A 13139-nucleotide genomic window follows, 5' to 3' on the forward strand; every position below is an offset into this window, starting at 1 on the left:
ACGCCCATATTTGGGCGTATCGAGAGAAAAATTTATTTAATTTATGCTTTATTTCGGCGTAAGCAAATGACTGCTATCGCAGTGAAAGCAAGAATAAAGCAGTAGTAAGATGAGGTAGATACTTGCCATGGGCTAATTTTGAAAGTAGCGCCGAGTAAAAGCGCTTGTGCGCCATACGGTAGCGAACCTTGTGTTACGCAAGCAAAAATATCAAGTAAGCTAGCTGAGCGCTTTCCTGTAATGTCGCCATCATCCGCTAATTTTTTAGCAATCGGGCCTGCTACAATGATTGATACTGTATTATTGGCAATACATAAGTTACTAGTCATAACGAGAGCAGCAATCCCTAATTGATCCGCAACTTTACGGTGCCACTTTGCAATGATTTTAGTGATTGCTTGAATTTTGTTAGCAATGTAATCAAGGCCACCATTAATGCGGATAAACTCAGAAAGACCACCAATAAACATCGATAGCAAGAAAATTTCCTGCATATCTGTGAAGCCTTTATAGATATCTTTAACAAAACTTGCACCTTCATAGCTGCCAGTAAAGCCCATGAGTGCAGCGAAGATAATACCGCTAAACAGCACCACAAAGACATTAAAGCCCATAACTGCTAGCACTAAGATAAAGGCATAAGGTAACACTAATAAAATGTCGAAGTCTTGCGTCTCTACAGCTTCTGCAGCAGGCGTTAAGAAGAATAATAAACCGATAGTTAATGCCGCAGCGGGTAAGGCGATTTTTAAGTTCTCACGGAATTTATCTTTCATTTCACAGCCTTGCGTGCGGGTTGCAGCAATGGTTGTGTCAGAGATGATTGATAAGTTATCACCAAACATGGCACCCGATACAATCGTACCAGCCATCAGTGATGGATCAATCCCCGTTTTTTGCGCAACTGCATAAGCAATCGGGCCAATGGCACCGATAGTCCCCATTGAAGTACCCATCGCAGTCGATACAACCGCAGCAATTAAAAATAACCCAGGGAGTAATAAAGCAGGTGGAATAAGTGATAAGCCTGCATTAACAACTGCATCGACACCACCGGTTGCACCGGCAACGGCAGAAAACGCACCGGCAAGCAGATAAATCAAACACATAGTGATGATGTTGCTATGGCCAGCACCTTTAATAAATGTTTCAACACTGTGGTTGATGGTATTTTTATTTAAAATAAATGCCAGCATGATGGCAGGTAAAATAGCCACTGGAGCAGGCAATTGATAGAAGGCGTAATCGACACCTTGAGATTGTAAGTATAAGCCAGCGCCTAAAAATAAGCCGACAAACACCAAAAGCGGCAGCAAAGACAGTTTTGCTTTTGTTTTATTAAATGATGGCTGCATCATATTCCTCGTTAGATAACCAATAACACAGCCAAATACTTCTTTTAGCTGTATTTAGTTGCCCGCATTATGAAAAGACAATGCTGTGCAACAGCGCCCGCAAGCCAAAGACCAAATCGGCGCAAAGGAAGAAGTTTAAATGTATAGATGGCTAAATGCAAAGACTATCTGTTATTATTGTTGTTATTTAATAAAATCTAAAATTAGCTCTGTATTTTTTATAAGCTAACCTGACTATTACATGAGTTTTCGATAAAATCCAGCCAGCTAAGAAGAATAGATAAGGTAATTATATGAACCGCATAGGTGTATTTGGCGCAAATGGCCGCATGGGACTTGCACTTTTAGAAGCCGTCTCAAAAAAAGATGACGCAACATTAACCGGCGCGTACGTGCGTAATACTTCGCCACTTATAGATATAGCGGTTAATCAATTAAACAGCGCTGCATCAGTGGATGTATTATTTAGTAAAGAAACAGACGTAAAAGATGCTGATGTATTGATTGATTTCACTTTACCAGCAGGAATGCGCAACCACCTAAAAACAGCGCTCGAAAAAAATATCGCCATGGTCATAGGTACCACGGGACTTAATCAAGATGACATTGACGCCCTAAATGAAGCGGCGAAGCACATTCCGATTGTTTTTGCTCGCAACTATAGCGTAGGTGTGAATTTACTGCTTAACTTAGTGCAGACTGCGGCTGTGAAGTTTGGCGATGACATGGATATCGAAATATTTGAGGCTCATCATCGCCACAAAATCGATGCGCCATCAGGGACTGCATTGGCAATTGGTGAAGCGATTGCCGAGGCAAAAGGCTGGCAGCACGAAGAAGTCGCGCGTTTTGATAGAAACGATGACGAACACGCAAAATCGCAAAATGAAATCGGTTATTCGGTCATGAGGGGTGGAGATATAGTAGGTGAACACACCGCATATTTCGCAACTTCTGGCGAAAGGCTAGAATTAACTCATAAAGCAAGTTCAAGAATGACCTTCGCGTTAGGTGCAGTAAGAGCTGCGGGCTGGTTGAAAAATAAACCAGCTGGACTTTATGACATGCAAGATGTGCTTGACTTGAAGTAGTTTAGTTTCTTTTTTGGCAGTTTCAGTGAATTTTTCGTTAATAACGCTTATTTTCACTATTTTATTAATTAAGGTTAGATCTAAAAGCTAATTTACTGTAGAATAGCGCCAATTTGCCAAAAATTCATAAATGCGTGTTTCCAATCGCTTTAAACGGGCAGTAGAGCAAATGACTTTACTCCCGTTTTTTACTGTTAGGAGGTTAACTTGACTAAATCCGCTCTGTTAGTCCTAGAAGACGGCACAGTGTTTCGCGGTACTGCAATCGGCGCTGACGGCATGTCAGTCGGTGAAGTAGTATTCAATACGTCTATGACTGGTTATCAAGAAATTTTGACTGACCCTTCATACGCGGAACAAATCGTAACTTTGACGTACCCACATATCGGTAATACGGGTACTAACAGCGAAGACGAAGAAGCGGGTCAAATCTGGGCTAAAGGCCTAGTGATCCGTGATTTGCCACTGCTAGCAAGTAATTTCCGTAACGAGCAATCGTTAAGTGATTACTTAAAAGAACGCAATATCTTAGGTATTGCTGACATCGACACTCGTAAATTAACACGTATCTTACGTGATAAAGGCGCTCAAAATGGTTGTATCATTGCAGGCGACGAGTTAGATGAGAATAAAGCGCTTGAAGCTGCGCAAGCCTTCCCAGGCTTAAAAGGCATGGATTTAGCAAAAGTTGTCTCAACCAAGGAAAATTTTGAGTGGCGCGAATCAAGCTGGACGTTAGGTTCAGGCTTTAAAACGCTAGAAGCAGCAGACGAGAAGTTCCACGTTGTTGCTTATGACTTCGGTGTTAAACGTAACATCTTACGTATGTTAGTTGACCGTGGTTGTAAATTAACCGTCGTTCCTGCACAAACATCTGCAGAAGACGTACTGGCATTAAACCCAGACGGTATCTTCTTATCAAATGGCCCAGGCGACCCTGAGCCGTGTACTTACGCGATTGAAGCAATCAAAACTTTCCTAGAAACAGACACGCCAATCTTTGGTATCTGTTTAGGTCACCAATTACTTGCACTTGCCTCAGGTGCACAAACGGTGAAAATGAAGTTTGGTCACCACGGTGGTAACCACCCAGTTAAAGACCTTGACCGCAATGTTGTGATGATCACAGCGCAAAACCACGGTTTCGCAGCTGACGAAGCAACATTACCAGCGAATTTACGTGCAACTCACGTTTCATTATTCGATGGCACGCTACAAGGTATTCACCGCACAGATAAGCCTGCATTTAGCTTCCAAGGTCACCCTGAAGCAAGCCCTGGCCCACATGATGCGGCACCATTATTTGACCACTTCATCGATTTGATGCAAGCACGTTCTAACTAATTTAACCGGAGTAACAATGCCAAAACGTACCGACATAAAAAGCATTCTTATCTTAGGCGCAGGCCCGATCGTAATCGGTCAAGCTTGTGAATTTGACTACTCTGGTGCACAAGCGTGTAAAGCACTACGAGAAGAAGGCTTTCGAGTAATTCTTGTCAACTCGAATCCTGCAACTATCATGACTGACCCTGAAATGGCGGATGCGACGTACATCGAGCCAATTCACTGGGAAGTGGTAGAGAAAATCATTGAAAAAGAAAAGCCTGATGCAGTACTGCCTACTATGGGTGGTCAAACAGCATTGAACTGTGCGCTTGATTTAGATAAGCACGGCGTACTGGCAAAACACGGTGTTGAGTTAATCGGTGCAACTGCTGATGCAATCGATAAAGCTGAAAACCGTGAGCGTTTTGACGTAGCAATGAAAAACATTGGCCTTGAGTGTCCGCGTGCAGAAATCGCTCACTCAATGGAAGAAGCGCATGACGTGCTGAGCCGCATCGGTTTCCCATGTATCATTCGTCCATCATTCACTATGGGTGGTACCGGTGGTGGTGTTGCATACAACCAAGAAGAATTTGATGAAATTTGTGAGCGTGGTTTAGACTTATCACCAACAAATGAACTTTTAATCGATGAATCATTAATCGGTTGGAAAGAATACGAAATGGAGGTTGTTCGTGACAAAAACGACAACTGTATCATCGTATGTTCTATCGAAAACTTTGACCCTATGGGTGTTCACACGGGTGACTCAATCACGGTTGCACCAGCGCAAACTCTGACTGATAAAGAATACCAAATCATGCGTAATGCATCGATGGCGGTACTTCGTGAAATCGGTGTTGAAACAGGTGGCTCAAACGTACAGTTTGGTGTGAATCCAGTTGATGGCCGTATGGTTATCATCGAGATGAACCCTCGTGTATCGCGTTCATCTGCACTCGCATCAAAAGCAACGGGTTTCCCAATTGCGAAAATCGCAGCGAAACTAGCTGTAGGCTACACGCTTGACGAGCTACAAAACGACATCACTGGCGGTAAAACACCAGCGTCTTTCGAGCCGTCAATTGACTACGTTGTTACTAAGATCCCACGTTTTAACTTCGAAAAATTCGCAGGTTCAAACGACCGTCTAACAACACAGATGAAGTCTGTGGGTGAGGTTATGGCGATTGGTCGTAACCAACAAGAGTCTCTGCATAAAGCATTACGAGGTCTTGAAGTTGGCGCAACGGGCTTTAACCCAATTGTTGCTCTTGATGATCCGAAAGCAAAAGAAAAAATCATCCGTGAATTACGTGAGCCAGGTGCTGAGCGTATTTGGTATGTTGCTGATGCAATGCGTCACGGTATGAGCGTTGAAGACGTTTTCGAACTAACGAAGATTGATCCTTGGTATCTAGTGCAAATCGAAGACATCTTAAAAGACGAAGCAACAATCAGCGAAGTAGGTATGGCTGGTTTAAATGCTGAGTTCTTACGTAAGCTTAAGCGTAAAGGATTTGCTGATGCGCGTATCGCAGAAATTGCCGGTGTTTCTGAAGCAGAAATTCGTAAGAAGCGTCATCAGTTAGATATCGTGCCAGTATACAAGCGCGTTGATACGTGTGCTGCAGAGTTTAGTTCAGATACAGCTTACATGTACTCATCTTACGATGAAGAGTGTGAAGCGAATCCATCTGACAAAGATAAAATCATGGTAATCGGTGGTGGCCCTAACCGTATCGGTCAAGGTATCGAATTCGATTACTGTTGTGTTCACGCAGCATTAGCTTTACGTGAAGACGGCTATGAAACAATTATGGTTAACTGTAACCCTGAAACAGTTTCAACTGACTACGACACATCAGATCGTTTATTCTTCGAGCCAATCACGCTAGAAGATGTATTAGAAATCGTACGTGTTGAAAAGCCAAAAGGTGTTATCGTTCAGTACGGTGGTCAAACACCACTGAAACTTGCTCGTGAGCTTGAAGCGAATGGCGTGCCAGTTATTGGTACTTCACCAGATGCAATCGACCGTGCAGAAGACCGTGAGCGTTTCCAACAGCTTGTTGAGCGTTTAAACCTTCTTCAACCAGAGAATGCAACGGTTACTTCTTTAGAAGAAGCGATTGTTAAGTCTGCTGAAATTGGCTTCCCACTGGTTGTACGTCCTTCGTACGTACTAGGCGGTCGTGCGATGGAAGTGGTTTACGATGAAGACGATTTACGTCGTTACATGACTGAAGCAGTATCCGCGTCAAATGAAGCGCCAGTACTACTTGACCACTTCTTAGATAACGCAATCGAAGTTGACGTTGACGCTATCTGTGACGGTGAGCAAGTAATTATCGGTGGTATCATGGAGCATATCGAACAAGCCGGTGTTCACTCAGGTGACTCAGCGTGTTCATTACCAGCTCACTCACTAACTGCTGAAGTACAAGACATAATGCGTAAGCAAGTGACTGATATGGCACTAGAGCTTGGCGTAGTCGGCCTGATGAATACGCAGTTTGCTGTGAAAGACGGTAAAGTTTACTTAATCGAAGTAAACCCGCGTGCTGCGCGTACAGTACCGTTCGTTTCAAAAGCGACAGGTATCGCACTTGCAAAAGTTGCGGCACGTTGTATGGCGGGCCAGTCGCTGGCAAGCCAAGGTATTACAAAAGAAGTAATTCCTCCTTACTACAGCGTAAAAGAAGTGGTTCTGCCATTTGCTAAGTTCCAAGGTGTTGACCCAATCCGTGGCCCAGAAATGCGCTCAACGGGTGAGGTAATGGGTGTTGGTGAAACTTTCGCCGAAGCATTCGCTAAAGCACAATTAGGTGCAAGCAACACTTTACCACGCGGTGGTCGCGCGTTACTATCGGTACGCAACAGTGACAAACCACGTATTGTTGAATTAGCTAAAACCATGACTGCTTTAGGTTTTGAGCTAGATGCAACGGGTGGCACTGCAAAAGCGCTAGAAGAAGCGGGTATTGCAGTTCGTCGCGTGAACAAAGTATACGAAGGCCGTCCTCATATTCTTGATAGAATTAAAAATGGTGAATACAGCTACATTGTAAACACTACTGAAGGTCGCCAAGCGATTGAAGATTCGAAGGTGTTACGTCGTGGTGCGTTACAGCACAAAACTAACTACACAACGACACTGAACGCGGCATTTGCTAACTGTACTGCAAACCAAGCAGACGACCGTAGCAAGGTGACGTCAGTTCAGGAACTACATCAGCGAATGAACTAAGGAAATGTGCCAAGGGCGAGGCAATCGCCCTTGGGATTAAGTGAGAATAATATGCAATCAATTCCGATGACGGTTCGTGGTGCAGCATTACTGCGCGAAGAACTTAACGAATTAAAAACAGTTACCCGTCCTAAAATCGTTGCTGATATCGCTGAAGCACGTGAGCACGGTGATTTGAAGGAAAACGCAGAATACCATGCTGCTCGTGAGCAACAAGGTTTTTGCGAAGGCCGTATTCAAGAAATTGAAGCAAAGCTTTCAAATGTACAAATCATCGATGTAACTAAGATGCCAAAAACTGGTAAAGTTATTTTTGGTACGACAGTGACTATCGTTAATGTTGACACTGACGCTGAGGTTAAATACCAAATTGTGGGTGATGATGAAGCAGATATCAAAAACAACTTGATCTCTGTTAATTCGCCAATCGCGCGTGGTTTAATTGGTAAAGAGGTCGATGATGCCGTTACCATTAAAACGCCAAATGGTGAAGTAGAGTACGAAATCATTGAAGTTGAGTATATTTAGTAGCTTAACCAAGCATTGATGAAAACCGCAGTTTTATACTGCGGTTTTTTTATGCCTGTTTACTTCTGGTATATTATTCGGTACGTTGGCTGCTAGGTTCTTTACAAGAAGAGGTAATAGTGGTGAAAATTCAATATCCTAAAGCGCTATCTTTAGGCGATAGCATCGCCATTTGTGCTTTTTCTTCTGGTGTCGATAAGGCATATCATAAAAGATTAGATGTTGTACTCGAAGGGTTAAGTGCGAAGGGTTTTAATGTTGTTGAAGGAGACTGCTTACGTCAACAACACAATAGTGCAAAGGAGCGTGCGGCCGAATTGATGCAGTTTTTAACCGATGACTCGATTGCTGCGATTATGCCGCCTTGGGGAGGGGATCTCACCATGGAGATTTTACCTTTGTTAGATTTTAGCGCTATCAGTAACGCAAAACCTAAGTGGTTAGTCGGTTTTTCCGATATCAGTACGTTTGCTTGCGCACTCACTACGCGATGTGGCTGGGCTACACTGCATGGTGCCAATTTAATGCAGATTCATCCCGATGATAAAGATCCACACCTAGCGGCTTTATTTACCGCCATGGGTCTTGAAGAAACAGCATCCTTTAAGCAACTTGCTGCGCCTTTTTATCAGCAAGATCAGATTGATTACGCAACTAAACCTGATGCGAAATTCAACTACACAGCTGAAAGCCAATGGCGTTGTATTAACTATAAAGATAAGCGACAAATAGAAGTATCAGGTCGTTTGATTGGCGGCTGTATTGACACACTAGGCTTATTACTGCCTTCAAATTACTATGCATTGCATGAGTTTAAAAAGCAGTATGCACCGGAGGGATTAATTCTTTATTTAGAAAATGCAGAACTGAGTCCGATGGCGTTAGCACGGTGTTTATTATCTTTAAAACTTAATGATGTGTTTACTGATGTCAATGCCGTTATATTTGGCCGTAGCCCAGCAATTAATAACGACTGTTACTTTGATGAATATCAGGCAATTGAGTTAGCATTTCAAGGTAACTTATTCCCTGTTTTGACCGATGCTGATATTGGCCATGTTGCACCAAACCTTGCGTTGATCAATGGTGCATTCGCCACCATAACCGCAGATCTTTGTGAAGGTATGGCGACGAATGTTCAAATAGACACGGTGTTAAGTTAACTCAAAAGAGTTTAACTAAATAAACAGTACTCATACCAATGAGTAATGTCACAGAAACGCTCAATAAAGTGCCAAGCATGACATACTCAGTGAGCTGTTTTTCTTCGCTCGCTTTTAAATCACCAAAGCGAAAAATTGACTTTGCAGCGAGTAGGAATCCTACTCCTGCGTATTCCCCCATAAGTATAAAGCTTAACATCAGTCCTCGCTCTAAAAGGCCTATACTGTGGCCTGCCGCAGGGATGCTGCCAGATGTAGCAAAGCCTTGTGTTATTTTTTCAAGCATCATGCGAATAAATACTGAGCTTGGATTTAATACGAGTATGTAAGCACAGATAACAAAAAGCGTATCTATAGCAATCAGTTTTTGCCAAATAAGCGCATAAAATTCATCATAATCGGTTAACCACACAGCTAGCATCACCAGCACAATACTATGTGCAAGTTGATCAAGCAGAAAAGGAATGACCCCTTTATTGGAATAGGATTTTGCTAAATCAATGAGGAAGTGACTAAGCATAATTAGCAGTGTTGCGTAGACAACACGTGCAAGCTCACTCCAGCCATAATTAAACTCCCAAAGAGCTAAAATGATAAACGAAACAATGCCGTGCGTTAAAACATGCAAATACAGTTTTGTCGCGCGAAAGTGTCGGCTGTTTCGCTCATTAACCCAGCTCATTGGCTGTAGATAAAAGTCAGCAACTAAGTGCGCTAAAAATAGGGCGATAAGTAATAAGGTAAAGCTCATGCTATCAATCCTTTGAGTATTGTATGGCTGTACTTGATAAAACGTTCGACTAATTGGTACTGAGCAAGGTTTAGTAATTTGGTCACATTTTCTCTGCTTGTATTGAGCTCTTTTGCTAGTTCTGCGTGACTATTATTGCTTGCTGTAAGGTAATTAAATAAAGCATTCGCTTGTTTTTGGCTCATTTTTTCTAGCAATACCTCTATGAAGGCAATATTGAGTAAAAATCCTTCATTGAGATGATTATTTTCCACTTTTATTGTTAATAGCTGATGAGTCATATTATCTAAGCCTTGACCGGATAACGTATACGCACTTCCTGTGGCTGTTTTAATATCGGCGCGAGGATTCTCGACTGTGCCAATGGCCATACTTTGACGTAATTCATAGTTAGCTGCTTTCATTTGTAAATATAAGAGTATTGCTACATGACAGACAGATTCAGGTGTTTGTAGCTGTAATTGCAAAGCATCACCACGATAAATACTAAAACTACTTTCAAAGCGTTGAGTAATAAAACGTAAGCTTTGATCGAGTTGGTATAGCATTGCATCATATTCTTGTTGTGGGATTCTTTGTGATTTAATTAAATCCCCAGTGATCACTGCTATCATAGCGCATCCTCTTACTGTAACTAAAACTAGTTACTTGTCCAGATGTAACCAAATTTGGTTACTGTTGTTCATGTAACCAATTTAGGTTACTTTTGAGTGAATTACAAGTAAGTCGTGCTCCAGTAGCAAGATATAAATTATACAAGGTGTATTATGCAAACAATTGAAAAGCCGAGAATTGCTATTTTTGTCGACGTACAGAATATTTATTACACCTGTAAAGAAAGTTATGGAAAAAACTTCGATTACAACGCCTTTTGGGCAAGGATGCAGGAGCTGTATACAATTGATAGTGCTATTGCCTATGCAATTTATCGTGGCGATGAAAAGCAATCACAATTTCAAAATATTTTGCGAGCAATAGGCTTTGAGGTAAAACTTAAGCCATTTATTCAGCGCCGGGATGGCAGTGCAAAAGGGGATTGGGATGTAGGTATTACTATTGATATGCTTGAAAATGCACGTAAAGTAGACAAAATGGTGTTGCTGTCTGGCGATGGTGACTTTGCATTGTTATTAGGGCATCTAGCACACAACTATCAAATTTCTTGTGATGTGTATGGGGCAGAACACTTGACTGCTGATGTACTAAAAAATGCGGCTGAGAATTTTTACTGTATCGACGACGGATTGTTACTTAATAACCGCAGAGAATAGCAATAAATATTCCTATTTAAATAAATTGTTTAACTAAAGTATTATTTCGGCTAAGCTAATATGAACTAGACTCGTTCATAGTTACAGTAATATGCGCTTGGAATGGCTCTTTTAATTCAAATAAACAATAAGAACAAGACATACCAAGTAATTGCTAGGTCTGTTTCAAATTTCTTTTCTGTTAATAAAGCTTTTTAATTCAACAAATTAGAAATAATTATGAAAGTTATACGAATTTTTATGAAAAATGTAATGACAACGCTGTCATTTATTGTGTAACATTAAATCAACATGGGTTGAGATGATTTCGCATTCTGATAAGAAAAAATAGTGCGATTTATACAAAAACTAAACGAAGGTTAGGGGTCGTTAAATGATGGCGAAGAGTGTGAGTGAGGACCAATTGTTTATTGGTATCGATGGTGGCGGAACAAAGTGCCGAGCAACCATTTACTCTGTAAAACATGGCGTATTAGGGACAGGCTTAGGCGGTCCGGCAAATCCACTACATGGTTTGGAGCGCACACTTGAATCTATAATGGTCTCAACTCAATTAGCGTTGCGTGATGCTGGGTTACCGTTAGAGACGGTACACCAACTCTATGCAGGTTTAGGCCTTGCAGGTGTTAACTTGCCGAGCCTTTACGATAAAATTATGGAGTGGGAGCACCCGTTCAAACAAATGTTTTTAACGACTGACCTACATACGGCTTGTATAGGCGCTCATGAAGGCAGTGACGGTGCAGTCATCATCACAGGCACGGGCTCATGTGGCTTTTCTTGTGTGAATGGGCAAACCAGCAATTTTGGTGGCCATGGTTTTGCATTAGGTGACAAAGGCAGCGGTGCTTGGATGGGACTTGAAGCGATAAAAGCAACGCTGTTGGATTTAGATGGGTTAGGCTCAAAGACCTGTTTAACCAAAGTCATTACTGAACATTTCTCGGCTGATAACGCAATGGCGATTGTTGAGCAAATGTCAGGTCAACCATCTAGTAGTTATGCAAAACTTGCTCGCTATGTGTTTAATGCTGCAAATGAGCAAGATGCGGTGGCACTTGCTATTGTTAAAGACGGTGCAGAGTATGTGAGTAAACTTGCACACCGTTTATTAGAGAACAAACCACCACGTTTGTCTATGATAGGTGGTTTAGCAGAGCCGTTAAATAAATGGCTAGACCCTGATATCGCTAAGCTTGTAGAAAACCCAATTCAACCACCTGAAATGGGAGCGGTATATTTCGCACAACAGTCTGTGTTAGAACAAAGCCAAGAGGTAGCAATTTAATGACGATTTTTCATGCTCAGTCACTATTTACCGGCGAAGAATTTTTAAACGATCGTTATTTTAGTGTAGATAATGGGGTATTCACCTTAACTGAAGCAAGTACCGATGCGGTTAAGCTAGATGGGCTCGTGGTGCCTGGTTTTATTGATGTGCAAGTAAATGGTGGTGGTGGTGCATTTTTTAATGCAGAGCAAACCCCACAATGTTTGCACAATATTGCGAAAGCGCATGGTCGATTTGGTTCAACTGCGATAATGCCAACTCTCATTACTGATAAAGTAGAGGTGATGGCGCAAGCTGCTGATGCAACGGCAGAGGCAATTGCCCAAGCAGTGCCAGGTGTGTTAGGTATTCATTTTGAAGGCCCACATTTATCCTTACCTAAAAAAGGTACTCATAGTGAACAGTTTATAAGGCCTATTTCAGAACAAGAGTTTGCGATCTATGCACGTCAAGACTTGGGCATAAAAATGGTGACGCTGGCACCTGAAAATGTCAGATCAGAAGATATAACGCGATTAGTTGAATGTGGCGTGAAAGTAAGTATTGGCCACACTAACGCTGATTTTGCAACGACTAATAAAGCATTGGCCGCAGGCGCTGACGGTTTTACACATTTATTTAATGCAATGTCGGCATTTACCTCGCGAGAGCCTGGTGTAGTTGGCTCTGCCCTTTGGGATGATAACAGCTGGTGTGGCTTAATTGTTGATGGTCATCATGTTCACCCATCGTCAGCCAAATTAGCGATTCGTACTAAGCAACGCGGTAAAGTTATGTTAGTAACTGATGCAATGCCTCCTGTGGGCACTGACGATATGGAGTTTGATTTCTTTGACGGTCGAAAAGTTATTCGTACCGGTGACCGTTTAAATTCGACAACAGGCGAACTTGCGGGCAGTGTGCTTGATATGGCAAGTGCTGTACGCAATACCGTTAATACATTGGATGTGAGTTTAGCTGAAAGCTTGAGAATGGCGTCTTTGTATCCTGCACAATATCTTGGTTTGAACAAAAAGGGCCGTCTGGTAAATGGCTTCGATGCTGATTTTGTTGTACTTGATGAGCATCAGTATGTAAAAGCAACTTATATTGCAGGTAACGCAGTTTAGA

Annotated in this window: 11 protein-coding genes; 8 read left to right on the forward strand and 3 right to left on the reverse strand. The window is 42.1% G+C overall.

All coding sequences use genetic code 11. From position 1 onward, the window contains the following. Positions 1–41: 41 nt before the first annotated feature. Entirely contained in the window at positions 42–1355 is a 1314-nt protein-coding gene (locus tag PAARA_RS20135; protein ID WP_062570753.1) for a Na+/H+ antiporter NhaC family protein, read from the reverse strand. A gap of 293 nt (positions 1356–1648) precedes the next feature. Here PAARA_RS20135 and dapB point away from each other — a divergent pair, with 293 nt between their 5' ends. The 5 genes from dapB (at position 1649) to PAARA_RS20160 (ending at position 8716) form a co-directional block, all read left to right on the forward strand. Beyond that, the gene (gene dapB, locus PAARA_RS20140) at positions 1649–2446 is read left to right on the forward strand and encodes a 4-hydroxy-tetrahydrodipicolinate reductase (protein WP_062570754.1); all 798 of its coding nucleotides are present in this window, start codon (positions 1649–1651) and stop codon (positions 2444–2446) included. Positions 2447–2653: 207 nt separating this feature from the next. Further along, on the forward strand, positions 2654–3790 hold the full coding sequence (gene carA / locus PAARA_RS20145) for a glutamine-hydrolyzing carbamoyl-phosphate synthase small subunit (protein ID WP_055020805.1): 1137 nt from the start codon (positions 2654–2656) through the stop codon (positions 3788–3790). Between the two features lie 16 nt (positions 3791–3806). Beyond that, the gene (gene carB / locus PAARA_RS20150; RefSeq protein WP_062570755.1) at positions 3807–7025 is read left to right on the forward strand and encodes a carbamoyl-phosphate synthase large subunit; all 3219 of its coding nucleotides are present in this window, start codon (positions 3807–3809) and stop codon (positions 7023–7025) included. Positions 7026–7076: 51 nt separating this feature from the next. Then, positions 7077–7553, forward strand: a complete 477-nt coding sequence (gene greA, locus PAARA_RS20155) for a transcription elongation factor GreA (protein ID WP_062570756.1) — start codon at positions 7077–7079, stop codon at positions 7551–7553. Positions 7554–7672: 119 nt separating this feature from the next. Further along, the gene (locus PAARA_RS20160) at positions 7673–8716 is read left to right on the forward strand and encodes a S66 family peptidase (RefSeq protein WP_062570757.1); all 1044 of its coding nucleotides are present in this window, start codon (positions 7673–7675) and stop codon (positions 8714–8716) included. A 1-nt stretch (position 8717) separates the two neighbouring features. Here PAARA_RS20160 and PAARA_RS20165 read toward each other — a convergent pair whose 3' ends face one another. Both PAARA_RS20165 and PAARA_RS20170 read right to left on the reverse strand, forming a co-directional pair. Further along, positions 8718–9467, reverse strand: a complete 750-nt coding sequence (locus PAARA_RS20165) for a DUF3307 domain-containing protein (RefSeq protein ID WP_062570758.1) — start codon at positions 9465–9467, stop codon at positions 8718–8720. Then, the gene (locus PAARA_RS20170) at positions 9464–10081 is read right to left on the reverse strand and encodes a hypothetical protein (protein WP_062570759.1); all 618 of its coding nucleotides are present in this window, start codon (positions 10079–10081) and stop codon (positions 9464–9466) included. The genes PAARA_RS20165 and PAARA_RS20170 overlap by 4 nt, the downstream gene beginning before the upstream one ends. A gap of 153 nt (positions 10082–10234) precedes the next feature. Here PAARA_RS20170 and PAARA_RS20175 point away from each other — a divergent pair, with 153 nt between their 5' ends. From PAARA_RS20175 to nagA, 3 genes are all read left to right on the forward strand, one after another. Continuing rightward, positions 10235–10738: a LabA-like NYN domain-containing protein gene (locus tag PAARA_RS20175; protein ID WP_062570760.1), complete on the forward strand. Its 504-nt coding sequence runs from the start codon at positions 10235–10237 to the stop codon at positions 10736–10738. A 373-nt stretch (positions 10739–11111) separates the two neighbouring features. Next, entirely contained in the window at positions 11112–12026 is a 915-nt protein-coding gene (gene nagK, locus PAARA_RS20180) for an N-acetylglucosamine kinase (RefSeq protein WP_062570761.1), read from the forward strand. Then, on the forward strand, positions 12026–13138 hold the full coding sequence (gene nagA, locus PAARA_RS20185; protein WP_062570762.1) for an N-acetylglucosamine-6-phosphate deacetylase: 1113 nt from the start codon (positions 12026–12028) through the stop codon (positions 13136–13138). The genes nagK and nagA overlap by 1 nt, the downstream gene beginning before the upstream one ends. Position 13139: the final 1 nt, after the last annotated feature.

The sequence above is a fragment of the Pseudoalteromonas arabiensis genome (genome assembly GCF_001550155.1).
GTDB lineage: Bacteria > Pseudomonadota > Gammaproteobacteria > Enterobacterales > Alteromonadaceae > Pseudoalteromonas > Pseudoalteromonas arabiensis.